Consider the following 24,827-nt stretch of genomic DNA (forward strand, 5'->3'; position numbering starts at 1 on the left):
CACGCACGTCAAGGCCAGTCGCGCCGCTGTGACCTTAACCGGAGGACGCCCCTGGCGTCAGCCTCTGCCCAACCCCTGGAACGACGCCTTCAGGAGCGCGGGGAACTGCGCGAACGGCCACAACGCACCCGCATCCCCGAACGGGCCGCACACCCCACCCCGAAACGGGTAGACCTCAAGCATGACCCCCGTCGACACCGAAGCAGCGCTGGCCGGTCGCATCCTCGGCGGCTGGCAGGGCCGCATCGCGGGCAACATGCTCGGCAAGCCCGTCGAGCAGGGCGAGGTCTGGTCACGCGACCGCATCGACCGCTACCTCAGACGGGCCGCCGCCCTCCCCCTGACCGACTACCTGCCCGAGCCCACCGGCGACGAGGCGACCGCGCTGCGCCCCGAGTGGCGCCAGTGCGTTCGCGGCCGCATCCACGGCAGCTGCCGTGACGACGACGTCGACTACGCGATCCTCGGTCTCGACCTGCTGGAGACCCACGGCTTCGGCTTCAGTACCGAGCAGGTCGGGGACCTGTGGCTGCTGCGGCTGCCGTATCTGCAGACGTTCACCGCCGAGCGGGCCGCGTACCGCAACCTCACGGGCGGGCTGAAGCCGCCACTGACGGCGACGTACGACAACCCGTACCAGGAGTGGATCGGCGCCCTCATCCGCGCCGACATCTTCGGCTGGACCTGCCCGGGCGCCCCGCGCCGCGCCGCCCTGCTCGCCCGGCGGGACGCGGTGCTGTCGCACACCGGCAACGGGGTCTACGGGGCGATGTGGGCGGCGGCGCTGATCGCGGCGGCGTTCACGGCGCCCACCGTGCGGCACGCAGTCGACGAGGCCCTGGCGGTGATTCCGGCGAGCAGCCGCCTCGCCCGCACGGTACGCCGGGTGGTCTCCCTGCACGACACCCGGATGTCCTGGGAGGACACCCTCACCACGGTCGCCGAGGAGACCGGCGGCATGGGCTGGATCCACACCGTGCCGAACGCGGCCGTCCTCACCGCCGGTCTGCTCTACGGCGACGGCGACTTCACGCGCACCATCACGCTGACCGTCCGCGGGGGCCTGGACACCGACTCCAACGGCGCGACCGCGGGCTCGGTGGCCGGCGTGTTCGGCGGGGCGGCGGCCATCCCTGACCAGTGGAAGGCCCCGCTGGAGGACACGGTCCGCAGCGCGGTGTTCGGTTTCGACGGGGTGCGGATCAGCGAGCTGGCGGAGCGGACGCTGCGGCTGGTGGAGCCGGCGGCCTGACCGCGGGGGGATGAGGCGGGATCTGCTGGTTACCCTGCACCGGTGACTTCCTCTCCTGACTTCGCCGCATACATCGCGTCCCTGCCCCGCGTCCTGGCCGGCGCCGCCGCGCTGTTCCGGGACGGCGAGGGCCGGGTGCTGCTCGTCGAGCCCAACTACCGGGAGGGCTGGGCGCTGCCCGGCGGCACCGTCGAGTCCGACGACGGCGAGACCCCGCGGCAGGGCGCGCGCCGCGAGACGGCCGAGAAGATCGGCCTGGACCGGGAGCCCGGCCGGCTTCTGGCGGTGGACTGGGTGCACGGCACGGGCCGTCCGCCGCTGGTGGCGTACCTGTACGACGGTGGGGTGCTGAGCGAGGACGAGTTCAAGGCGATCCGCCTCCAGGAGGAGGAACTGCTGTCCTGGCGGCTGGTTCCGCGCGATGAGCTGACCGCGTATCTGCCGGGCGCCCTCGGCGGCCGTGTCCTGGCCGCCCTGGACGTGCTGGCCGACGGCTCGGGCACGGCGGAGCTGGAGAACGGCCGGCGGGTGTTCTGACCGGGCCCGCCGCTCGCACCGCGCCCCTGGACGGCCCGTTCGATATCCGCTCGCCGCCGCCCTGTGCCCCGGCCTACCCTCGGTGACATGGCCAAGCCCCTCGTCGCCCTGCTCACCGGTGCCGGCATCAGCACGGATTCCGGAATCCCGGACTACCGCGGGCCGAACGGACTGTGGCGGCGGGATCCCGAGGCCGAGAAGCTCGTCACGTACGAGTACTACATGGGTGACGCGGAGATCCGCCGCCGCTCCTGGCAGATGCGGCGCGAGAACGGGACGCTGCGGGCGGAGCCCAACGCCGCGCACCGGGCGGTGGCCGAGCTGGAGCGGTCCGGTGTGCCGGTGCGGGTGATCACCCAGAACGTGGACGGGCTGCACCAGCTCGCCGGGATGCCCGCCCGCAAGGTGCTCGAACTGCACGGCACGGCGCGGAGTTCCGTCTGCACCGGCTGCCACGCCCGCGGCCCGATGGCGGACGCGCTCGCCCGGGTCGAGGCCGGTGAGGACGACCCGCCCTGCCTGGAGTGCGGCGGGATCCTGAAGCCGGCGACGGTGATGTTCGGCGAGCGGCTCGACCCCGTCGTCCTCGGCCAGGCGGTCGCCATCAGCAAGGGCTGCCAGATCTTCGTCGCCGTCGGCACGAGCCTTCAGGTCCAGCCCGCCGCCGGGCTCGCCGGTGTCGCCGCCGACCACGGCGCCCGGCTGATCATCGTCAACGCCGAGCCGACGCCTTACGACGACCGTGCCGACGAGCTCGTCCGCGATCCGATCGGCACGGCGCTGCCGGAGGTACTGTGCGGCCTCACAGCCGAGGCGAGCCCCGCAGGTCCGCCAGGCGCGTGAGCGCGTCGCGGCCCAGGTCGCGTTCGGCTCCGGTGAGGTCGAGCGCGGCGGCCCGGGCGAGGGCGCTCGCGGACGCCTCATCGTCGCCGAGTCGCCCCGCCACGTCCGCGCGCAGGACGAGGAGCTGAAGCAGCTGGACGCGCGTCGGTTTCTCGTCCGTCAGGCACAGCACGCGGTCGATGACCTTGGCGGCGCCCGCCGCGTCCCCCTTGGAGTCCGCCAGCAGGGACGCGAAGTGCAGGGCCCGCGCGAACGTCTCCTCGGGGGCGGGCCCGTGGCGGTGCTCCCGGCCCGTGCGCTGCCCGACGCGGACGCAGTTTCCTCCGGGGTCGGTCATGAGGAACTGCCGCACGCCGTACGACATGTCCTTGAGCGGCCCGACCCGCGGCAGCCCCCGGGTGGGGATCCTGCCGTACGTCTCCTTGAGCCCGGCCCGGAACGCCTGGTAGAGGCCCTCGACGTCGTCGGTCAGGACGTAGCAGGTGCTGAACGACTCGGTCGGCTCGTACTGCTTCATCGCGAAGAACTGCAGCTCGATGCCGTCGCGTTCCACGACCGCGTAGGGGTTGGGGCTGCGCTGCCGGTAGGTCACCTCGAATCCGAGGGCGGTGTAGAAGTCGAGGACGGGCTGGAGGGTCCGGCACGGCAGGATCGGGATCGTCTTCTCCGGCATGACCACAGTCTAGTCAAATTTGATGAGCTGTGGCGTCAGAAGAGGGAGGCTCCGCGTTCGAAGTCCAGCAGGCGCCGCTTGCGCTCCAGCCCGCCGCCGTATCCCGTCAGGCTCCCGCTCGCCCCGATCACACGATGGCACGGCACGATGATGCCGATGGGGTTACGGCCGTTGGCGAGGCCCACCGCGCGGGAGGCGGTGGGGGCGCCCAGGGCGTCGGCCAGTTGGCCGTAGGTGCGGGTCTGGCCGTACGGGATGCGGCGCAGTTCGTCCCAGACCGTGCGCTGGAACGGGGTGCCGTTCAGGCGGAGTTCGACCGTGAACTCCTCGAGGTCGCCCGCGAAGTAGGCCTTCAGCTGCTCCTCCGCCTCCGCGAAGAGGGTGTCGTCGCGGGCGCCGAAGGTCTCCTCCGGCGGGCGGTGGCGCTGGTCGGTCATGTACAGGCCGCACAGGACTCCGTCGTCGGCGACGAGGGTGAGGGGGCCGTACGGGCTGTCGGTCACAGTGTGCTGCTTCATCGGACGCCCCTATACCGGAAGGAAGTTGATCGGGTGACTGTCGGTCGCCCAGAGGTACTGGACCGCGTAGGCCCGCCAGGGGCGCCAGGCCGCGGCGCGTGCGGTGAGCGCGGCGGGAGTGGACGGCAGGCCCAGTTCCCGGGCGGCACGGCGGATGCCGAGGTCGGTGGGGAGGAAGGCGTCGGGGTCGCCCAGGGCGCGCATGGCGATGACGTCCACCGTCCAGGGGCCGAAGCCGGGCAGGGCGAGGAGCCGCTCGCGGGTGCGTGGCCAGTCGCTCTCGACGCCCAGGTGGAGGTCGCCGTCGGCGAGGGCGCGGACCAGGGTGGTGAAGGTCGTGCGGCGGGTGCGCGGCATCGCCAGCGTCTCGGGGTCGAGCGCCGCCAGTGCCTCGGGGGCCGGGAAGAGGTGCGTGAGGCCGCCTTCGGGGTCCTCGACCGGTTCGCCGTACGCGGTGACGAGACGGGCCGCGTGGGTGCGGGCGGCGGCGGTGGAGACCTGCTGGCCGAGCACGGCCCGGACGGCGAACTCGGCCTCGTCGACCGTGCGCGGCACGCGCCGCCCGGGTGCCTTGCCGACCAGCGGCGCCAGGACCGGGTCCGTGCGGAGCTGGTCGTCGATCGCGACGGGGTCGGCGTCCAGGTCGAGCAGGCGGCGGCAGCGGCTGATGGCGACGGTCAGGTCGCGCAGGTCGCTGAGGGTGAGGCGGCAGGCGATGTGGTCCGGGTTCGGGGTGAGGGCCACGATGCCGTGGCCGTACGGCAGGCGCAGGGTGCGGCGGTAGGAGCCGTCGCGCCACTCCTCCACGCCGGGTACGGCCGTCGCGGCGAGGTGACCGAAGAGGTTGTCGGGGTTGAGCGGGGCGCGGAACGGCAGCCGCAGCGCCAGGGCGCCGGGGGTGCTCGCGCCCTGCCGCTTCGGGGCGCGGGCGCGCAGCTCGCCCGGGGGCAGGGCGAAGACCTCGCGGACCGTGTCGTTGAAGGTCCGGATGGAGGCGAAGCCGGCGGCGAAGGCGATCTGCGCCATGGGCAGGGCGGTCGTCTCGATGAGGAGCCGGGCCGTCTGGGCGCGCTGGGCCCGGGCGAGCGCGAGGGGGCCCGCGCCCAGCTCGGCGAGGAGCTGCCGCTCTACCTGCCGGGTGCTGTAACCGAGCCGGCCGGCGAGGCCGGGAACGCCCTCGCGGTCCACGACCCCGTCGGCGATCAGCCGCATGGCACGGGCCACGAGGTCGGCGCGCTGGTTCCACTCCGGGGAGCCGGGGCTGGTGTCGGGCCGGCAGCGTTTGCAGGCCCGGAAGCCGGCCTGCTGACAGGCTGCCGCGCTGGGGTGGAAGACCATGTTCTCCGGTTTGGGCGGCACCACCGGGCAGCTGGGACGGCAGTAGATGCCGGTGGTCAGGACGGCCGTGAAGAACCAGCCGTCGAACCGTGCGTCCTTGGACCGGACGGCGCGCACGCAGCGCTCGGTGTCGGTGTGCATCCCCGTCTGCATGGGTCCAGCATCCGGCATCGGGCCGCGCGGGGCTGGCGAGAATCCGACATCGACGTGCCCCAGGATTCATTGGGTCATGGAGCCGTCACCCCCGTGCAGGACGCCGCCGAGCGCGTACGCCTGGACGCGGACAACGTGGAGCATCTGCGCCTGGGCATCAGCGACGCCGCCGGCTGAGGCGGCGCCGCTGCCATACCGTCAGTCGGTCGCCGTCGGCCGCCGCGAGGCCTCCATCGCCTCGCTCACCCGCGTCAGCGGCCGCAGCCGGTAGGTGTACGCGTAGTCGCGGCTGGCGAGCAGCTTGAACTCGTCGTGCGTGTGCGCGCCCCAGCTGTTGTCGCCGCCCACGCCCATCTGGCGGTGGTTGACCCGCAGGACCACCGCGTCCCTGGGGGTGAGCTGGTAGTCGTGGCGGGCCCCGACGGACAGGTCCTCGGGGGTGAAGTGCGAGGCGTTGACCTCCAGCAGCGGCTCACCGCAGACGAGCAGTCCGCGCCCCCTGCCGTCGGTCAGCGCGGCCCAGCGGACATCGGTCTTGTTGCCGTTCTCCTGCGGGCGCAGATACGGGGTCCACTGCCCGGAGACGGTGCCTGAGTACAGGCCCACGTCGGTGGCGTTGTTGCGGTCCCACATGTTCTCCTCGGGGCCCCGGCCGTAGTAGTGCAGCCGGTCCAGGTTCCGCGGCAGGAACAGCAGGGTGCCGACCTCCGGGATGTACGGCAGGTTCGCCGCGCCCGGGTGCAGGGTGTTGTCGACCTTGATCTCGCCGTTGCCGAAGACCGTGTACGTCGTGCTGTACGTGGACGCCGTGCCGGTGGGCAGCGTGCCGGTGACGGTGACCTCGACGGCCCGGTCGTCCAGGGGCCGTACCCGTACGTCCGCGACCTTCCGCTTCGCTCCGGCGTCGCGCCACAGCTGGTTGCGGGTGTGGTGGCCGTTGCCGCGGTCGTTGTCGGTGGGCGCCCGCCAGAAGTTCGGGACGGGTCCGGAGGTGATGAGCCGGGTGCCGCCCGCCTCGTAGGACGTGATGGTCCCGGTGCTCTTGTCGACGGTGACGGCGAAGCCCTTGCCCTTGACGGTGACGGTCTTGTCCCCGTCGGTGTGGCTGAGGGCGGGCACGCCGCGCAGCGGCGCGGGTTGCACGGCCGGGCTGCCCGCGTCGAGGGCGAGCTGCTGCTTGGCCACCTCGAAGCCGGCCTTGGCCCACCGGGTGGTTTCCCTGGTGGTGAAGGAGAGCTCCAGGAAGTACTCCGTGCCGGGTTCGGGCTTCGCCGGGAGCCGCACCGGCACCTTGATGTCCTTGCTGCTCAGCGGTGCGACGTTCAGCTGGTCGCGGGTCAGCCGGCCGCGCTGGACGACCTCGCCGTCGGCGACGAGGGACCAACGGCCGTCGAACTCGCGGAGGTTGGTGAACAGGTACTCGTTGGTGAGCGTGACGGCGCCGGGGCCGCCCGGAGCCGGGGTGGCGTTGACGGCCTGGTAGATCTGCTTGACCTCGGCGGACTTGCCGGTGAGGGAGCGGTCGGGCAGGACGATGCCGTCCCCGGCGAAGGCGCCGTCGTTGGGGTTGTCGCCCCAGTCGCCGCCGTAGGCGTAGAACGTCTTGTCGCGCGGGCGCTTCTCGGTGATGCCGACGGTGGCCGCGTCGAACCAGAAGCGCACGCCCTCGTCGTCGGGCTTGCGGGTGTCCGAGGCCAGTTCGGCGGCGCTGAGGGCGCGGGCGTACACGCGGGCCCGGCGGATGGTGCCGCTGAACTCGCGGGTCGGGTTGTCGATGTCGGTGGCGAGCGACAGGGACGCGGTGTTGTCGCCGGGGCGCCGGGTGGTGGTCCGGGTGCCGCGCACCTGTCCGTCGACGTACAGGGTGAGCGTGCCCGCGTCCGCGTCGAAGACGCCCGCGATGTGGTGCTCCTTGCCGGTCCAGCCGTCGGGCAGCGCCCAGCTCGCGGTGACCCACTGGCCGCCGCCGTGGATGAAGAACTCCAGGGTCTTGTCGGACTGTTTGAGGGCGTACTGGGTGTCGCCCTTGGCGATGATCGGCTGGTGGAAGCCGGTCACGTGCGGGGTGACCCAGGCCTCCAGCGTGAGGGAGCCGGTGAGGTCGAGGCGGGGGTCGCGGGAGAAGACGGTGCCGCCGGAGATGCCCTTGGCGCGGTCGAAGGTGCCGGCGGGCGCGATGATCTCGCCGCGCAGCGAGCCCGGGCCGGACTCGGTGAGCAGCTTACGGGCCGGGGTGGGCCAGCTGAGGGCCTGGTCGACGAAGTCCCAGATCCAGCCGCCCTGGAGGACGTCGTAGCGGCGGACGATGTCCCAGTACTTCTTGAAGTTGCCGTTGGAGTTGCCCATGCCGTGGGAGTACTCGATCATCACGTACGGCCGGGTGTCGGCGGTGTCCTTGGCGCGTTGCTCGACCCGCTGCGGGCTGTCGTACATCTCGGAGCGGATGTCGCTGATGCCCGGGCGGTCGTCGCCCTCGTACTGGATGACGCGCGAGGAGTCGTAGGAGCGGATCCAGTCGTACATGGCGTTGAAGGTCGTGCCGCCGCCCGCCTCGTTGCCCAGGGACCAGATGACCACCGAGGCGTGGTTCTTGTCGCGGTGGACCATGTTCTGGGCGCGGACCACGCATGCCTCGGTCCACTCGGGGTGGCCGCTGCCGGGGAACTTGTCGCGGATGCCGTGGGTTTCGAGGTTGGTCTCGTCGACGAGGTACAGGCCGTACTCGTCGGCGAGGTCGAGCCAGAGCGGGCTGTTGGGGTAGTGCGAGGTGCGGACGCTGTTGATGTTGAGCCGCTTGATGATCTCGATGTCCTCGACCATCTGCGCGCGGGTGAGCGCCGAGCCGGTGACGGGGTGCATCTCGTGGCGGTTGGTGCCGCGGAAGGAGACCGGCTTGCCGTTGATGCGCATCAGGCCGTCCTTGAGCGCGAACTCGCGGAAGCCGACCCGGTGCGAGAGGGTCTCCACCACCTTGCCGGCCGGGTCGCGCAGGCGGAGCACGGCCGTGTACAGGTTCGGGTGCTCGGCCGACCACAGCTTCGGCGAGGGGACGGCTCTGGAGGCCTCGACCGTCGCCTCGTCGCCGTCGGGGACGTCGGCGGACCCGTTCAGGGGCCGGGACCAGACGGCGTGGCCGCGCGCGTCGTAGAGCTGGGTCTCGACGGTGTAGCGGCCCGCGCCCTCGCCTCCGTAGTCGCGCACGTGCGCGGTGACCTTGAGCTCGGCGGAGGTGTAGCCGTCGCCGAGCGGGGTGTCCAGGCGGAAGTCGCGCAGGTGCACGTTCGGCGTGGAGTACAGGTGGACCGAGCGGAAGATGCCGCTCAGCCGGATCATGTCCTGGTCCTCCAGCCACTCCGCGTCGGAGTAGCGGTACACCTCGACGGCGATCTGGTTGGTGCCCGGCTTGAGGTGGGGGGTGATGTCGTACTCGGCGGAGGTGTAGGAGTCCTCGTGGTAGCCCACCAGCTCGCCGTTGATCCACACGTAGTGGGCGGACTTGACGCCCTCGAAGTGCAGGAAGGTGCGCCGGCCCTTCCAGTTGCGGGGCACGGTGAACGTGCGGCGGTACTGGCCGACGGGGTTGTAGCGGGTCGGGGCCGCCGGCGGCTGGGCGTCCTCGCCGCCGCCGTTGGGGCCCCACCAGGGGTAGGTGATGTTGACGTAGATCGGGAAGTCGTAGCCGTGCAGCTGCCAGGCCGAGGGCACGGGGATGGTGTCCCAGCCGGAGTCGTCGACGTCGGTGCGGTGGAAGTCGGTGTCCCGGTCGTCGGGGCGGTCCACGTAGGCGAACTTCCAGGTGCCGTCGAGGCTCAGCCGGTACGGCGAGCGCTCGCGGTCGCCCTTCAGTGCCTGCCCGAGGTCCGCGTAGGGCATGAGGGTGGTGTGCGGCGGCTCGGTGCCCACCCGGTACACGCTCAGGCCGTCGTTCCACTCCGGTGGGCCGTCCGCCGCCGGGCGCCGGCCGGCCGCGTGTGCCGCGGCGGGCGACGCGGACAGGGCGAGCGCGCCGAGCACGGCGGCTCCTCCCTCCAGCAGTCGGCGGCGGCTGACGACCGGCCGGTCGGCGGGAGAGGGGTGCGGGTGCGGGTGCGGCATGACCGTGGCCTTCCTCGGTTCGACAGGGTGCTGCACGGACTGAGGGCATGTCAGATGGGATGCCCAACTGCCCACCCCTGATGGGCGTTTCTGTTGGGACGCGTGCAACTGACGGTGACGGAGCAACTGCTGAGCAGGCACACCCTAGGACTCGAACACAAACGAAGCAATGACCCCGTCGGACTTTGTGCGGTCCTGATGGTTCCCCGGTGCCGGACGGGCTCTCAGGCCGTGAGGAAGCCGAGCAACTCGCTCGTCAGCCGGGCGGGCGCGTCCAGCGGAACGAGATGCCCCGCCTCCGGGACGGGCACCAGGCGGGCACCCGGGATCAGGGCGGTGAGCTCCTGCCCCTTGGCGAACGGGACCCAGGTGTCCTCGGTGCCCCAGCAGACCGTGACCGGCAGGTCGATCGTCGGGTACAGCGGCTGGATCTCGTCGGTGTAGCTCTGGTCGGCCTGCGCGATCTGCCGGTAGAAGGCGGCCTGGCCCTCCTCCCCCGTCCAGGGCCCGATCAGCGCGTCGAGGGTGGCGGGCCGCAGGCCGGGATGGCTCGCGGAGGAGACGTACTCGCGTACCAGGGCCTCGTGCAACGCCGCCGGGAGCTGCTCGAAGACCTGGCTGTGCTCCCCGACCAGCCGGAAGAAAGGGGAGCCCCAGGGCCTGAGTGCCACCGGGTCGACCAGCGCGAGCCGCCGGTAGCGGGCCCCGTGCAGCAGGTGGGCCCGCAGGGCCACGCATCCGCCGAAGTCGTGTGCGACCACGGACGGTTCCCCAAGTCCCCAGTGCGCGAGCAGCTCGGTGAAGATCCGGCCCTGGGCACCCAGCGAGACGTCCTGGCCGGCGTGCATGGCGGAGGTGCCGTAACCCGCCATGTCCCACAGGTGCACATGGTGCCCGGCGGCGGCCAGGGCGGGGGCGATCTCGTGCCACACGTACGACGAGAAGGGCGTCCCGTGCAGCAGCACCACCGGCTCGCCGCCGGGCTCGCCGAGCCGGTCCCAGCGCACCGTTCCCGAGGCGGTGACCAGGCTCTCGCGTAACGTCCGGTCCCTCACTGCGCCGCTCCTCTCGCTCCTGGTCCGACCCGCGCCATTTTGTCATTTCGGCGCGACAGTGCCGCTCCTCCGACCGTAATGTGACCTCATCGGACAGCCAGCGCAACAGATCATGGCGGTACCTTTGCCGCGCCGGAAGGAGCGGCTCGCATGAACGGGTATGCGACCTCGGACCGCGACCCCGTCACGACCGCGCCCGGCGGGTTGCTCGATCTGCTGAAGGTCGCGGCGGTGGTCCTGGACGCGGGTGGGCACATCGCGCTGTGGAGCCCCGAGATCGAGCAGCTGCTCGGCTGGACCGCGCAGGAGGCCCTGCGCCAGCGCGCCGACACCCTCCTGGTCTCCCCCGAGAACCGGCCCCGGGGCAGGGAGCTGTTCGCCCAGGTCAGCACGGGCACCCACTGGGCCGGTGTCTTCCCGCTGCGGCACCGCGACGGCACGGAACGCGCCGTGGAGTTCCGTACGATGCGCCTCCTCGACCCCGAGGGGCAGCCCCACCTGCTGGGACTCGCCACGGACGCGACGACCGTACGGAAGGTGGAGCGCGACCTCGCCCTCTCGCACAGCCTCGTCAACCAGACCCCGCTCGGCATCGCCGTCTTCGACAACGACCTGCGCTGGGTCGGGGTCAACCCCGCGCTGGAGCGGATCAACGGCGTGCCCGAGGAGGCCGTACTGGGGCGCCGGGTCGGGGAGGTGCTGCCGGATCTGGACGTGACGGCCATCGAGGCCCGGATGCGGCACGTCCTGGAGACCGGCAGACCCCTGCTCGACCAGCAGACCGTCGGGCGGACGGCGGCGGACTCGCAGGACCGCGCCTACTCGGAGTCGTACCACCGCATCGAGGACACCGACGGCCGGGTGCTCGGGCTCGCGATGGCCGTGCTGGACGTCACCGAGCGCCAGCAGGCCGCGGCCGAGGTGGCGCAGGCGCGCCAGCACCTGTCGGTGATCGCCGACGCGGGGATGAAGATCGGCACCACGCTCGACCTCCAGCAGACCGCCCGGGAGCTGGCCGACGTGGTCGTGCCGCATCTCGCGGACCTGGCCGCCGTGGACGTCCTGGAGTCGGTCGTGGCCCGGGGCACCATCGCGCCCGTGTCGGGCGGCACACCGGCCGAGTTCCGGGCGCTGGCCGTCGCGGCCGGCTACCCCACCGACGCCATCCACGCCGCCGACCCCGTGGGCGAGCTGGCCACGTACGGCTCGTCTCGGATCATCACGCAGTGCGTCCGCAGCGCCCGCCCGGTCCTGGTCGAGCGGGTGGACGGCAAGATGCTGCGACGTCTGGCCCGCGACTCACGGGCCGCCCAGGCCCTGCACGAGGCCGGCGCCCACTCCTACCTGGCGCTGCCGCTGGTGGCCCGGGGCAAGGTCCTCGGCACGCTCTCGCTGTACCGCACGGTCAACGAGCGCCCCTTCGACGGCCGGGACCAGGTGCTCGCCTCGGAACTGGCCGCCCGCGCCGCGATCTGCATAGACAACGCCCGCCTCTACGGCCGCGAACGCGGCACCGCCCTGACCCTGCAGCGCAGCCTGCTGCCGAGCACACCCGCCGAACGGGAGGGACTGGACATCGCCGCCCGCTACCGCCCGGCCCTCAGCGAGGTCGGCGGCGACTGGTACGACGTCCTGCCGCTGGGCCCGGGGCGCACCGGGCTGGTCGTCGGGGACGTCATGGGCAAGGGCGTCCAGGCCGCGGCGATCATGGGGCAGCTGAGCACGGCGACGCGGGCGCTGGCCCGGCTGGACCTGCCGCCCGCCGAGCTGCTGCGGCACCTCGACGACATCGCCGGCTCGCTCGGCGACGCGATCGCCACGTGCGTGTACGCGGTGTGCGACCTGGGGCGCGGCACCTGCGAGCTGTCCAGCGCCGGGCATCTGCCGCCGGTGCTCGCCGGGGCGGACGGCAGCGCGAAGCTCGTCGACGTGCCGGGCGGTGTCCCGCTCGGCGTCGGCGGCGTGGAGTTCGGCACGGTGGAGCTGGAACTCGCCCCCGGCTCCCTGCTCGCCCTGTACACGGACGGGCTGGTCGAGAACCGCGCGGAGCCGATCGACACCGGCCTCGACACACTGACCCGGCTGCTCCGGAGCGCGGGGCCCAGTCTTCAGCGCGCGAGCGACAGTCTGCTCAGCGCGCTGAGTCCCGAACCGGACGACGACGTGGCCCTGCTGCTGGTCCGCAGGCGGGCCTGAGCCGTGACGGCTCAGGCGTCGCCCCTGCGTGGGGTGCACAGGGCCCAGATGATGAACGCGGACATCGCGATCATGATCACGGACCAGACCGGGTAGGCCGGCAGGGAGAGGAAGTTGGCGATGATGACGAGTGCGGCGATGCCCACGCCGGTGACGCGCGCCCAGCCCGCCCCCTGGAACAGGCCCATGCTGATGAGCACGGCCACCGCGCCCAGGATGAGGTGGATCCAGCCCCAGCCGGTGAGATCGAACGCGAAGGTGTAGTTGCGGGTCGAGACGAAGACCTCGTCCTCGGCGATGGCCGCGATGCCGCGAAAGACGGCCAGCATCCCGGTGATCATGAGCATGACGGCCGCGAAGACCATCGTGCCGGTGGCCAAGCCGTGCTTCGCCGTCCTGTGCCCGTGCGTAGGGTGTGTGGCGGTCATCTGCTACCTCGCTTCTGCTGCGTCCGGCGCGGTCAGCGACCGGAGGTGGGGGTGCCGGGGGCCGAGGCTCCGGAACCGCTGAGCACCAGCTCCTTAGCCCTGCGGAACTCTTCGTCCGTGATGTCGCCGCGGGAGCGGATCTCGGACAGCCTGGCGAGCTCGTCGACGCTGCTGGGCCGGCTTTCGCCGCCCCGGGCGGTCTGCCTGATGTAGCTGTCGAAGGCCTGCTGCTGGGCGCGGGCCTGGTCCGTCTCCCGGCGTCCCATGTTCCGGCCGCGGGCGAGGACGTAGACGAACACGCCCAGGAAGGGCAGGACCACGCAGAGGACCAGCCAGCCGGCCTTGGCCCCGCCGCCCAGGGAATCGTCGCGGAAGATGTCGAGGACCACCCGGAAGAGCAGGACGAACCACATGATCCAGAGGAAGAACCACAGCATCGACCAGAAGGCGCTCAGCAGCGGAAAGTCGTACGCCAGATAGTTCTGCGCGCTCATGTCGGTCCTCCGTCCCGGGGGCACGCCCGACGGCCGTCCCCGTAGACCCCAGCCTGCGCGGGGCCCGGGCCGGGCCGCCTCACCCGTGGCGGGTGATCCCTACGGGGCGCCGGGGCGCTGAGGTGGGAGGGCAGGCCCGTGCGGGGTGCCCGGGCGCCGGGGGCAGGACCGAGACCGAGAGACGCACGATGGACGATCCAGCGGAGGTGCCGTACCGGCGGCGTGCGGCGGTCTCGGCCCTCCTGCGTGCCGCGCTCATCGCGGCCGGGCTCATCACGGTCTACTACCTGCTGCCCCTGGACGGGCGCGGCACGAGCGGCGATTCGGTGCTGCTGGCCTGCGGTCTGCTGCTGGTGGTCGTGGTCTTCTGGTGGGAGGTGCGGGCCATCGTGACCTCGCCCTACCCCCGGCTGAAGGCCGTCGAGGCCCTGGCCACGACGCTGGCGCTGTTCCTGCTGCTCTTCGCGGGCGCCTACTTCCTGCTGGAGCACACGACGCCGGGCTCGTTCAGTGAGCCGTTGACCAAGACGGACTCCCTGTACTTCACGCTCACGACGTTCGCCACCGTCGGCTACGGCGACATCACGGCCCGCTCCCAGACCGGGCGGGTGCTGACGATGACGCAGATGGCGGGCGGGCTGCTGCTGGTGGGCGTGGCGGCACGGATCCTCGCCGGCGCGGTGCAGGCGGGACTGCGCCGGCAGGGCCGGGAGCCCTCGGACGACTTCCCCTCACGGCCGGAGGACTGAGCCATGACCGTATCGAGCCCCTTCACAGCCTTCGTGTCACCGGCCGAGCGGGCGGCCGCGGGCCGGGACGCGCGCCGCCGGGTGCCGCGGTCGTCCCAGGCCGGGTTCGAGGCGGGGCCGGACCGGTTCGACCCCGTCGAGGTGGTGGACCGCCAGTCGGCCACCCGCGTACCGGAGCTGGTGCCGATCCGCTACGGCCGCATGCTCGAGTCCCCGTTCCGCTTCTACCGCGGCGCTGCGGCGATCATGGCGGCGGACCTCGGGGCCACCGCGGACACCGGGCTGCGGGTGCAGCTGTGCGGGGACGCCCATCTGCTGAACTTCCGGCTGCTGGCCTCGCCGGAGCGCCACCTGGTCTTCGACATCAACGACTTCGACGAGACGCTGGCCGGGCCGTTCGAGTGGGACGTCAAACGGCTCGCGGCCAGCTTCGCCGTCGCGGGCCGGGCCAACGGCTTCTCGGCGGCGGAGCAGACCAGCGCGGTGCAGACGTGTGTCCGGGCCTACCGGCGGCGGATGCGGGAGTTCGCCGGGATGCGCACCCTGGACATCTGGTACGCCCAGGACGACGCCGACCGCCTGCGCGAGCTGATGGCCGCGTCGATGTCCAAGGAGGCGCGGCGCCGCACCGCGAAGGCCACGGCCGACGCCCGGACCCGCACCCATGTCCAGGCCTACGCGAAACTCACCCGGGCCACGGCCGAGGGGCGGCGGATCACGCCGGACCCGCCGCTGATCACCCCGCTGCGGGATCTGGCGGACGACTCCTCGCCGCACGGCCGGGACAAGGAGCTGCACGCCGTTTTGGAGGGGTACGCCCGGACCCTGTCGTCCGAGCGCCGGCATCTGCTGCGCCGCTACCGCCCCGTGGACATCGCCCGCAAGGTGGTCGGGGTCGGCAGCGTCGGCACCCGATGCTGGATCGTGCTGCTGCTCGGCCGGGACGACGACGATCCCCTGCTGCTCCAGGCCAAGGAGGCGCAGGAGTCGGTGCTCGCCGCCCACTGCGGCGGCGACCGCTGGGACAACCAGGGCCGGCGCGTGGTGGCGGGCCAGCGGCTGATCCAGACGACGAGCGACATCCTGCTGGGCTGGACCCACGCGGTGGGGCTCGACGGGCACGAGCGGGACTTCTACGTACGGCAGTTGCGGGACTGGAAGGGCATCGCCCGGCCGGAGACCATGGACCCCGGCCTGCTGCGGCTGTTCGGACGGCTGTGCGGGGCGAGCCTGGCACGGGCCCACGCCCGCTCCGGTGATCCCGTCGCCCTCGCGGCCTACCTGGGCGGCGGCGACCGCTTCGACCGCGCTCTCGCCGTGTTCGCCCAGGCGTACGCCGACCAGAACGAGCGGGACTTCGAGGCGCTGGGCGCGGCGGTCCGCTCGGGCCGGGTCCGCGCGGCCGCGCAGTGATTCCCCCGGCCTCGGGGCGGGATGCGGCCTCAGGGGCGGGATGCCGGGTCACTCCGGCAGCTGGCGCATCTCCACGACCCTCAGTCCCAGCGACTGGAACCGGGTCAGCAGCCCGTACAGGTGGGCCTCGTCGGTGACCGGGCCGAACAGGACCGTCTGACCGGCCATCACCACGTGGTCCAGCTCCGGGAAGACCTTGGCCAGCGTCTCCGACATCTGTCCGTCGACGCGGATCTCGTAGCGCATGTGCTCCTCTCCCCCGGACGGCCTGGGGCGGCGGGCGGAGTGCGCCCTTGTCCTGCCATGGTCCGATCCGGCGGCGCGTCTGGACTCACCCGGCGCAGGTGAACCTCACCGCGACTCACAGGAGCCGCAGGGCGCGGGCGCGCCGGACCGCGTCGCCGCGCCTGCTGACCGCGAGCTTGCGGTAGATGCTCTTGAGATGGGTCTTCACGGTGTTCACGGACACATGGAGGTCGGCGGCGATCTCCTCCGTCGACATCAGCTCGGCCAGTCCGCGCAGCACGTCCCGCTCACGGGCACTCAGGGCCTCGACGGCGCGGACCGGGTAGGGGTCCGGCGCGGCGGGCCCGCCGTCGGCGGAGGGGCCCGGGCCGGAGACGAGCCAGCCGCCGGCGAGGTGCCGCAGCCGGCCAGTGCTCAGCAGCGGGCGGATCCACGGGCCTGCCTCCAGGAACGGCCGGCGCAGCTGCTCGCGGCGGCCGTCCTGGAGCGCGCGGGCGACCAGGCGGCCGACGGTGGTGTGGTCGCCGGTCTGATGGGCGGCCTGGGCACGGACCAGGGTGGCGCGGACGGTCACCGCCGGACCTGGCCGGTCCTTTTCCGGCAGCCCGTCGATCAGGGCCAGCGCCCGGTCGGGCCGCCCCTCCGCGAGCCGGGCCCGTGCCTCCTCGACCGCGCGGGCCGTGCGGTGGCGGGTCACGCGCTCCACGGCCTTGCGGGCCGGCTCGAGGTGCCCCTGGGCCAGGTGGGCGGCGGACGCGAGCAGGGCGCTGTGGTCCTGCGCCCACGGCGAGCTCACGGTCGCCGGGATCGTCGCCTCCGCCGCTGCCAGCGCGGCCCGGGCGTCCCCCCGGGCCAGGAGCAGGCGCCCCCGGGCGAGGGTCCGGGCCGCCTCCGCCACCGGGTCCTCGAAGGCCGGGCGGGAGGCGCCCCGCTCGTCGAGGAGAGCCTCGGCCTCGTCGAGTTCGTCGCGGTCGACGAGGACGGCGGCCAGGACGAGCGGGCCGATGGCGGACCCGGACCGCTGAGGGAGGCTGTACCGCTCCGCCTGGCCGGCCGCCGCCAGGGCCTTGTGCTCCGCCCGGCCGGGCCAGCCGTTCAGGTAGTCGATCAGCGCCAGGTGGCCGAGGGCCTCCCAGCGGGGCAGTGCCATCGCCGCCCCGTCCGGGGATCCGGCCACCGCCGACAGGGCGATCCGGGCGTCCTCGAACCGTCCGGCCCACAGGCGGGCGGAGCCCAGGTGGGTGAGCAGGAGGGCGGTGAGCTCCGGGTGCTCGTCGAGGAGGTGCTCGGGGACGTCCGGCCTGAGGCGTCTCGCCTGCTCCGCGGCGCGCTCGGCTCTGCCCGGGGAGCCGGTGAGCCGGGCGGCCAGGGCTTCGAGGAGGGCGCAGCTCAGCCGCACCGGTGCAGGTTCGGCCCTGTTCCGGCCGAGTTGCTCCTCGGCCCGGTGCAGATGGGCCAGGCCGTGTGCGAGATCGCGCCGGCCCAGTTCGCGGGCGGCCCGTACGAGGTCGGGGGCCGGTCCTTCGGCCTCGGGGCTCATCCGGGCGAAGAGGGCGGACAGGTCCTCGGAGCGCAGTCCGGTGAAGAGCTGCCCGATCGCGAGGTCGTCGACGACGGCGCGGGCGGTGAACTCCCAGTCGTCCGCGGCGGCTCCCTGGGCGAGTGCGTCGGGCAGAGCCCCGGAACGCCGTAGCCACCGTGCGGCCCGGCCGCGCAGCTGCGGCTCCAGGCCGGGGCGGCGCTCCCGCAGGTGGGCGCGGAGGATCTCGGCGAACAGGGGGTGGAGGCTGTACCAGGAGTGTCCGAGGTAGTGGACGAACGCGTTCTCGCGGTGCAGCGCGGCCAGGATCGGCTCCGCGTCGCGCCGCAGCGTCAGCGCGTTCACCAGGTCGGGGCAGCAGCGGTCCAGGACGCTGATGCGCAGCAGCAGGTCCTGGGTGCCGGCCGGCTGCCGGTCGAGTACCTCGGCCAGCAGGAAGTCGGCCACCGTGCTGTGGTCGGCCTCGAACTGCTTCACGTAGGCCTGCGGGTCTGGGCCCTGCAGGGCCGCCAGCGCGCACAGGCGCAGGCCCGCGGCCCACCCCTGGGTCCGCTCCACCAGGGCCTGCACGGCGCTCGCGGGCAGTCGCAGGCCGTGCCGTGACAGCAGGTCGTGGGCCTCCTCGGCGGTGAAGGCCAGCTCGGCGTTCCGGATCTCGGTGATCTCCCCCGAGGCCCGGTAGCGGTGCAGCGGAAGCAGGGGTTCGGTGCGGGTGACGAGGACCAGGCGCATGCCCCCTCCGGCGTGGTGGAGGACGAACTGCAGTTGCTGCGCGATCTCGGGGGAGGTCACCCGGTCGAACTCGTCGAGCACCACGACGGTGGGCCGGTCCCGGTGTTCGAGCGCGGCGGCCAGGCAGGTCAGGGTGCGCCGGTCCACGCGGGTCGCCTCCGCCGGGCAGCCTGCTCCGCCGGTCAGCGGCACACCGGCGGCACGCAGCGCCTGGAGGAAATACGCCCAGAAGATCCCGGGGGCCTGGTCGGCGGTGTCGGTGGTGAGCCAGGCGACCGGTTCCGGAAGGCCGGCGGCCCAGTCGGCGACCAGGAGGGTCTTGCCGGCCCCCGCCGATCCGTTGACCATCGTCAGCGGTGTCTTCAGGGCCCGGTCGAGGTGGCGGGCCAGGCGGACCCGGCGCAGGAAGGTGCCGGGCCGCTCCGGCAGGGCGAGCCGGGTGCGCAGCAGCGGATCGCCCGTGGGATCGAGGCCCTCGGGCTCCGCATCGGTCTCCTCGGTCACGGCCATGGACCCCACCGCCGTCTGCCGTCGATCACGAGCGGCGCTCGTTTCGCTCAGGATCTCAGCGTTCACCCGCCCCCGCACGCCCGGGCCCGGGGCCGCAACCACCCGCGGCGGGCGATGCGGCCCCAGGCCCGGGCTTGGTTCCCTGAGGTCCACGCACACCATCAAGGGAGCCGTGCGGCCCGGCCCGGGCGGCTCGGAACAGGGGTATCGGCCATGTGCCGCTGGCTCGCCTACTCGGGCACTCCCGTGCTGCTCGACGACGTCCTCTACCGCCCGGAGCACTCTCTGATCGACCAGAGCCTGCACGCGCGGATGGGGGTCGAGACCACCAACGGCGACGGTTTCGGTGTCGGCTGGTACGCGTGGCACCTGCGCACGCCCGCCGTCATCCGCGACACCGGCCCGGCCTGGAGCAACCGCAATCTGCGGGAGATCGCCGACCACGTCCGCTCGTCACTGTTCTTCGCCCATGTGCGCGCCTCCACCGGCTCGGCCGTGCAGCAGACGAACTGTCATCCGTTCCGCCACGGGCGGTGGATGTGGATGCACAACGGGGCGATCGACGGGTTCCGCGAACTGCGCCGGGATCTCATGCTGGCGGTGGACCCGGGGCTGTTCCCGTCGCTGGAGGGCACGACGGACTCCGAGGTGATGTTCCATGTGGCGCTGACCTTCGGGCTGGACGCCGATCCGCCGGGCGCCGTGGCCCGGATGACGGGGCTGATCGAGCGGCTGGGCAGCGAGCACGGAGTGCCGCAGCCGCTCCAGATGACGATCGCGGTGACCGACGGGGAGAGGGTGTGGTTCTTCCGCTACTCCAGCGCGGGCACGTCGCGGTCTCTGTACTACAGCAGCCGGGTGGAGGACATCCGGGCGCTCCACCCCGACCTGGGGTTCCTGAACCATGTCTCCGACGAGACCCGGCTGGTCGTCTCGGAGCCGCTGGGCGATCTCCCCGGCGTGTGGAACGCCGTACCGGAGAGCACCTACGGCGTCGTCCAGCCCGGCCGGCACCTGCTGCGGCACTTCGAGCCGGAGCCCGTCTGAGCGCTGCCCTCCCGTGCCTCAGCGCAGATGCGCGGCGAACGCCTCGTACGCCCGCTCGTCGAAGAGGACGAACCTGACCTTCTCGACCGTCGTGTCCGCCGCCCGTGCGGTCTCGACCGCGATGCGGGCGCCGTCGTCCATCGGCCAGCCGTAGACGCCGGTGGAGATGGCGGGGAACGCGACGGTACGGGCGCCGAGTTCGCCGGCGACGCGGAGCGACTCGCGGTAGCAGGAGGCGAGGAGGGCGGAGCGGTCCTCGGTCGCGCTGAACACCGGGCCGACCGTGTGGATGACCCAGCGGGCGTCCAGGTCGCCCGCGGTGGTGGCGACGGCCCGGCCGGTGGGCAGGCCCTTGCCGAGGTGCCCCGCGCGGAGCCTGCGGCAGTCCTCCAGGACGGCGGGGCCGCCGCGGCGGTGGATCGCTCCGTCGACTCCTCCCCCGCCCAGCAGTGAGGAGTTGGCCGCGTTGACGATCGCGTCGACGCTCTCGCGGGTGATGTCGCCCCGGACCAGTTCGATGGTGGTCATGTCTGCCTCAGTCGCTTCCAGACGGCCTTCGCCGCGTTGTGCCCCGACATGCCGTGCACTCCGGGGCCCGGCGGGGTCGCCGACGAGCAGATGAACACGGCCGGGTGCGGGGTGCGGTACGGGAACAGGGTGGGCCTGGGGCGCAGCAGGAGCTGGAGGCCGGAGACCGCCCCGGAGGCGATGTCCCCGCCGACGTAGTTGGCGTTGCGGGCGGCGAGTTCCGGCGGTCCCGCCGTGGCGCGGGCCAGGACGCGGTCGCGGAATCCCGGGGCGAAGCGCTCCAGCTGGCGCTCGATGGTGTCGGTGAGGTCACCGGTCCAGCCGTTCGGGACGTGCCCGTAGGCCCAGAAGACGTGCTTGCCGGCCGGGGCCCGGGTGGGGTCGGCGACGCTCGGCTGGACCGTGATCAGGAACGGCTTGTCGGGGGCCCGGCCCTCCCGGGACACCGCGCGCAGGGCCGCGCCGATCTCCGCGCTGCTCGCGCCGATCTGCACGGTGCCTGCGGCGCGGGCCTCCTTCGCGGTCCAGGGCACGGGGCCGTCCAGCGCGTAGTCGACCTTGAAGACGCCCGGTCCGTAGCGGTAGCGGCCGTAGTGGTTGCCGAAGCCGGCGATGCGGGCCAGGGCGGTGGGCGAGGTGTCGAAGACGTACGCCCGGGCCGGCGGCAGGTCGTCGAGGCGTTTGACCTCGTAGTCGGTGTGGACGCTGCCGCCGAGGTCGCGCAGGTAGGCGGTGAGGGCGTCGGAGAGGGACTGGGAGCCGCCGCGGGCGACGGGCCAGCCGCGGGCGTGCGCCGCGAGGGCGAAGACCAGGCCGATGGCGCCGGTGGCGAAGCCGCCGAGCGGTGCCATCACGTGGGCGACGAGCCCGGAGAACAGGGCCCTGGCCGGTTCGTCGCGGAAGCGGCGCATCAGCAGCGTCGACGGGGGCAGCCCGGCCAGGCCGAAGCGGGCGAGGGTCACCGGGTCGCGGGGCAGCGCGGTCAGCGGCAGGGACATGAAGTCCCGGGCGAGGGTGTCCCACTTGGGCAGGAAGGGCTCGACGAGCCTGCGGTACGCGCCGGCGTCGCGCGGGCCGAAGGAGGCGGCCGTCTCGCCGACCGTGCGGGCCAGGACGGCAGCCGTGCCGTCCGGGAAGGGATGCGCCATGGGCAGCTCCGCATGCAGCCACTCCAGGCCGTACCGCTCGAGCGGCAGGGCGCGGAACGCCGGTGAGTTGATGGCGAGGGGGTGGGCCGCGGAACACGGGTCGTGCCGGAAGCCGGGGAGGGTGAGCTCCTCGGTGCGGGCTCCGCCGCCCACCGTGCTCCGGGCCTCGAAGACGGCGACGGAGAAGCCGCGGCGGGCCAGCTCCACGGCCGCGGTCAGCCCGTTCGGTCCCGCACCCACTACGACGGCATCGAGCATCGACGGCACCTTCGGACCCCTTCGTCAGCCGACGGCCACTGAGGATCAGGATATGCCCGGGAACTGACAGTCACCGGCCGCCGGTGATTTCCCGTGCAGGGGGCCGGTTTGCGGCGGCCGGAACCCCTCATTTGCGCACACTGGGTAATCAACTGTGTGCGGCATGCAATTCTGGCCCGCTCATGCCCCACCCGACAGCAGGCTCACCACCCGGCGGGCCGTGGCCGCGTCGCGGGCGGCGGTGAAGGGCAGGGCGTTGCCGCCCGCGATGCGGAACGGCTCGCCGGCGAGCGTCAGGTGGGCGCCGCCCGCCTCCTCGACCAGGAGCAGACCGGCCGCGTGATCCCAGGCGGCTTCCCAGGAGAACGCCACCGCGTCCGACTCACCGCGGGCGATGGCGAGGTACTCCAGTCCGGCCGAGCCGCACGGGCGCGGTGCCACACCGTCGGCGCGCAGGCCGAGCAGGGCGTGCTTCTCCTCTTCCGTCGTGTAGTCCGGGTGGGAGGTGGCCACGCGCAGGTCCCGGCCGGGCTGCGGCACTCCGGCGAACAGCCGCTCCCCGTCGAGGTGGGCGCCCTTGCCCCGCTGGGCGTAGGCGAGCCGGTCGCGGGCGGGCGCGTACGTCCAGGACGCGAGCAGGGTGCCGCGGTGGGCCAGCGCGACCAGGGTGCAGAACCCGGCCTCGCCGCGCACGAACTGGCGTGTCCCGTCGACCGGGTCGACGATCCAGACCGGGGCGTCCCCGCGTATCGCCTCGTACGACGCCGGGTTGGCGTGGACCGCCTCCTCGCCGACCACGACCGAGGCGGGCAGCAGGGTGCCCAGCTCCTCGGTCAGATACAGCTCGGCCTTGCGGTCGGCGTCGGTCACCAGGTCGTGCGGACCGCTCTTCTGCTCGACCTCGTGCGCGGCGAGCTGGCGCCAGCGCGGCATGATCTCGGTAGCGGCCGCCTTGCGGATCGCCTCCTCGACGTCGGAGGCGTGCTCTGCGAGAAACTCTTCGATGGTTTCGTTGCTGTCGATCACCCCTCCATGACAACACGCGCCACTGACAATCCCCACCCGCCGGGTGCACTGCGGGTGGCAGCGCGATGAACAGCGGGACGTCCCGGCTCGGCACGGCGGGGGGCCGCGGGCGCGCGCGGGCGACTGCCCGGCCGATCACCGGCCCACGGCGTACCCCTGCATCCCGCGCGGGTTCGCCGCCGCCGACAGGACGCCCGTCTCCGGGTCCCGCGCGACCGCGCACAGCCGGCCCTCCGACCAGGGGCCGCCCACGGTCACGTCGTGGCCGCGGCGCCGCAGCTCCTCGACGACCTCGGGGTCGGTGCGGGACTCCACGGTCACGCTCCCCGGGCGCATGCCGCGCGGGTAGAAGGAACCGGGGAAACTGTCGTTGTGCCAGTTCGGGGCGTCGATCGCGCCCTGGAGGTCGAGGCCGCCGCGCACCGGGGCGCGCAGCGCGACCGCGAGGAAGAAGTGCAGCTGCCACTGGTCCTGCTGGTCCCCGCCGGGCGTGCCGAACGCCATGACGGGCACGCCGTCGCGCAGGGCGATCGAGGGCGTCAGGGTGGTGCGGGGGCGGCGACCGGGGGTGAGAGAACCCGGCAGCCCCTCCTCCAGCCAGGCCATCTGGAGCCGGGTACCGAGCGGGAAGCCGAGCTCGGGCACGACGGGGTTGGACTGGAGCCAGCCGCCGCTGGGCGTGGCCGAGACCATGTTCCCCCAGCGGTCGACGACGTCGAGGTGGCAGGTGTCGCCGCGGGTGGTCCCGTCGGCGAGGATCTCCGGTTCGCCCGGCACGGGGGACGCCGGGCTCCTGGCGACGGTCGGTTCGCCGGCGCCCAGGGCGTCGAGGCCTTCCCGGGCGGCGGCCGCCACGCGCGCGTGCGCGCACAGCCGTGGGGTGCGTCCGCCGGGGCTGCCGGGCCGCAGGCCGTTCTCGGCCCGCTCGCCGACGAGGGCGCGGCGGGCCGTGCTGTACGCGTCGGACAGCAGGTCGTCGAGGGGCACGGCGGCGGCGTCCCCGTACCAGGCCTCCCGGTCGGCCATGGCGAGCTTGCAGTTCTCGACCAGGAGATGGACGTAGTCGGCCGAGCCGTAGGGGGGCAGTTCGGGCGGGAGCAGGGCGAGTTGCTGAAGGAGGACGGGGCCCTGGCTCCAGGGGCCCGGCTTGCACACGGTCCAGCCGTTCCAGTCGTACGTCGCCGGCGTCTCGTAGGTCGCGGACCAGGCGGCGAGGTCGGCGGCCGTGAGGGTGCCGGTGTGGCGTTCCCCGCTGGTGTCCCTGGTCGGGCGCCCGGCCTGGCGGACGAGGGCGTCGGCGATGAACCCGGTGCGCCACACCTGCCGGGCGGCCTCGATCCGTGCCTGTCTGTCGCCCGCGCCTGAGGTCTCGGCGAGCAGGCGCTTCCAGGTGGCGGCAAGTGCGGGGTTGGCGAAGAGCTCGCCGGGGCGCGGTGCCTTGCCGCCCGGGAGGTAGACGTCCGCCGACGAGGTCCACTCCGTCTCGAACAGCTCGCGCACGGTCTCGACGGTCTCGCCGACGCGCTCCACGGGCGCGTGGCCGTGCTCGGCGTAGCCGATGGCGTACGTCAGCACCTCGTCGAGGGACAGGGTGCCGTGGTCGCGCAGCAGCAGCATCCAGGCGTCGAACGCGCCCGGTACGGCGACGGCGAGCGGCCCGGTGCCGGGGACGAGGTCCAGGCCGAGGCCCCGGTAGTGCGCGACGGTCGCCCCGGCCGGCGCGACGCCCTGCCCGCACAGCACCCGCACCTCGCCGCCGGCCGGGGCGAGCAGGATCGGCACCTCACCGGCCGGGCCGTTGAGGTGCGGCTCGACGACGTGCAGCACGAAGGCCCCCGCCACGGCCGCGTCGTAGGCGTTGCCGCCGCTCTCCAGAACGGCCATCGCCGACTGCGAGGCGAGCCAGTGGGTGGAGGAGACCATGCCGAAGGTGCCCTGGAGGGTGGGGCGGGTGGTGAACATGCGGTCTTTCACCTTTCGGATTCCGAGCGTCGGCCAGACCGGCCGACGCTCGGAACCGGCTGCCCCCGCAGGCTGTCGAACGCTTT

At 73.0% G+C, this 24,827-nt stretch carries 20 protein-coding genes; 7 read left to right on the forward strand and 13 right to left on the reverse strand.

What is annotated here, in order from left to right:
* Positions 1-181 precede the first annotated feature (181 nt).
* From IO24_RS0116655 to IO24_RS0116665, 3 genes are all read left to right on the forward strand, one after another.
* Positions 182-1,252: an ADP-ribosylglycohydrolase family protein gene (locus IO24_RS0116655; protein WP_031136478.1), complete on the forward strand. Its 1,071-nt coding sequence runs from the start codon at positions 182-184 to the stop codon at positions 1,250-1,252.
* Between the two features lie 42 nt (positions 1,253-1,294).
* Entirely contained in the window at positions 1,295-1,789 is a 495-nt protein-coding gene (locus IO24_RS0116660; RefSeq protein ID WP_031136480.1) for an NUDIX domain-containing protein, read from the forward strand.
* A gap of 87 nt (positions 1,790-1,876) precedes the next feature.
* Positions 1,877-2,632: an SIR2 family NAD-dependent protein deacylase gene (locus IO24_RS0116665; protein ID WP_031136483.1), complete on the forward strand. Its 756-nt coding sequence runs from the start codon at positions 1,877-1,879 to the stop codon at positions 2,630-2,632.
* Here the strand turns inward: IO24_RS0116665 and IO24_RS0116670 are convergent.
* The 5 genes from IO24_RS0116670 to IO24_RS0116695 form a co-directional block, all read right to left on the reverse strand.
* On the reverse strand, positions 2,592-3,305 hold the full coding sequence (locus tag IO24_RS0116670) for a bleomycin resistance protein (RefSeq protein ID WP_031136484.1): 714 nt from the start codon (positions 3,303-3,305) through the stop codon (positions 2,592-2,594). The two genes, IO24_RS0116665 and IO24_RS0116670, sit on opposite strands and share 41 nt — an antisense overlap.
* A 35-nt stretch (positions 3,306-3,340) precedes the next feature.
* The gene (locus IO24_RS0116675; protein WP_031136486.1) at positions 3,341-3,823 is read right to left on the reverse strand and encodes a methylated-DNA--[protein]-cysteine S-methyltransferase; all 483 of its coding nucleotides are present in this window, start codon (positions 3,821-3,823) and stop codon (positions 3,341-3,343) included.
* 9 nt (positions 3,824-3,832) lie between these two features.
* Entirely contained in the window at positions 3,833-5,302 is a 1,470-nt protein-coding gene (locus IO24_RS0116680) for an AlkA N-terminal domain-containing protein (protein ID WP_031136488.1), read from the reverse strand.
* Between the two features lie 210 nt (positions 5,303-5,512).
* A complete protein-coding gene (locus IO24_RS0116690) occupies positions 5,513-9,409 on the reverse strand; it encodes a glycoside hydrolase family 2 TIM barrel-domain containing protein (RefSeq protein WP_031136490.1) in 3,897 nt (1,298 codons plus the stop codon).
* Between the two features lie 224 nt (positions 9,410-9,633).
* Positions 9,634-10,464, reverse strand: a complete 831-nt coding sequence (locus IO24_RS0116695) for an alpha/beta fold hydrolase (protein WP_031136492.1) — start codon at positions 10,462-10,464, stop codon at positions 9,634-9,636.
* A 150-nt stretch (positions 10,465-10,614) separates the two neighbouring features.
* Between IO24_RS0116695 and IO24_RS0116700 the strand changes: the two genes are divergently transcribed.
* A complete protein-coding gene (locus IO24_RS0116700) occupies positions 10,615-12,660 on the forward strand; it encodes a SpoIIE family protein phosphatase (protein ID WP_031136494.1) in 2,046 nt (681 codons plus the stop codon).
* A gap of 11 nt (positions 12,661-12,671) precedes the next feature.
* On the opposite strand, the gene IO24_RS0116705 is transcribed toward IO24_RS0116700, so the two are convergent.
* Positions 12,672-13,088: a DUF7144 family membrane protein gene (locus IO24_RS0116705; RefSeq protein WP_031136495.1), complete on the reverse strand. Its 417-nt coding sequence runs from the start codon at positions 13,086-13,088 to the stop codon at positions 12,672-12,674.
* Positions 13,089-13,120: 32 nt separating this feature from the next.
* Positions 13,121-13,582 (reverse strand): SHOCT domain-containing protein, encoded by a 462-nt coding sequence (locus tag IO24_RS0116710; protein ID WP_031136497.1) that lies wholly within the window; start codon positions 13,580-13,582, stop codon positions 13,121-13,123.
* Positions 13,583-13,770: 188 nt separating this feature from the next.
* Between IO24_RS0116710 and IO24_RS0116715 the strand changes: the two genes are divergently transcribed.
* Complete coding sequence (locus IO24_RS0116715; RefSeq protein ID WP_045296240.1) at positions 13,771-14,331, forward strand: potassium channel family protein; 561 nt, start codon at positions 13,771-13,773, stop codon at positions 14,329-14,331.
* A gap of 3 nt (positions 14,332-14,334) precedes the next feature.
* Positions 14,335-15,744, forward strand: a complete 1,410-nt coding sequence (locus tag IO24_RS0116720; protein ID WP_031136501.1) for a DUF2252 domain-containing protein — start codon at positions 14,335-14,337, stop codon at positions 15,742-15,744.
* 48 nt (positions 15,745-15,792) lie between these two features.
* Here the strand turns inward: IO24_RS0116720 and IO24_RS0116725 are convergent, their stop codons facing one another.
* A complete protein-coding gene (locus IO24_RS0116725) occupies positions 15,793-15,990 on the reverse strand; it encodes a hypothetical protein (protein WP_031136502.1) in 198 nt (65 codons plus the stop codon).
* Positions 15,991-16,105: 115 nt separating this feature from the next.
* Positions 16,106-18,772, reverse strand: a complete 2,667-nt coding sequence (locus IO24_RS0116730) for a winged helix-turn-helix domain-containing protein (protein WP_031136504.1) — start codon at positions 18,770-18,772, stop codon at positions 16,106-16,108.
* A 213-nt stretch (positions 18,773-18,985) separates the two neighbouring features.
* Here IO24_RS0116730 and IO24_RS0116735 point away from each other — a divergent pair, with 213 nt between their 5' ends.
* A complete protein-coding gene (locus IO24_RS0116735) occupies positions 18,986-19,819 on the forward strand; it encodes a class II glutamine amidotransferase (RefSeq protein WP_031136506.1) in 834 nt (277 codons plus the stop codon).
* A gap of 18 nt (positions 19,820-19,837) precedes the next feature.
* Here IO24_RS0116735 and IO24_RS0116740 read toward each other — a convergent pair whose 3' ends face one another.
* From IO24_RS0116740 to IO24_RS0116755, 4 genes are all read right to left on the reverse strand, one after another.
* Positions 19,838-20,347, reverse strand: coding sequence for an O-acetyl-ADP-ribose deacetylase (locus IO24_RS0116740; protein WP_031136508.1), 510 nt, complete (start codon positions 20,345-20,347; stop codon positions 19,838-19,840).
* A complete protein-coding gene (locus IO24_RS0116745) occupies positions 20,344-21,753 on the reverse strand; it encodes a phytoene desaturase family protein (RefSeq protein ID WP_031136510.1) in 1,410 nt (469 codons plus the stop codon). Before IO24_RS0116745 ends, IO24_RS0116740 begins: the two co-directional genes overlap by 4 nt.
* A 180-nt stretch (positions 21,754-21,933) precedes the next feature.
* Positions 21,934-22,779 carry an inositol monophosphatase family protein gene (locus tag IO24_RS0116750; protein WP_031136511.1) on the reverse strand — a complete coding sequence of 282 codons (846 nt, stop codon included), beginning with the start codon at positions 22,777-22,779 and terminating at the stop codon, positions 21,934-21,936.
* 135 nt (positions 22,780-22,914) lie between these two features.
* Complete coding sequence (locus tag IO24_RS0116755) at positions 22,915-24,741, reverse strand: gamma-glutamyltransferase family protein (protein ID WP_031136512.1); 1,827 nt, start codon at positions 24,739-24,741, stop codon at positions 22,915-22,917.
* Positions 24,742-24,827 lie beyond the last annotated feature (86 nt).

This window comes from Streptomyces flavovariabilis, from assembly GCF_000725785.1.
GTDB lineage: Bacteria > Actinomycetota > Actinomycetes > Streptomycetales > Streptomycetaceae > Streptomyces > Streptomyces hawaiiensis.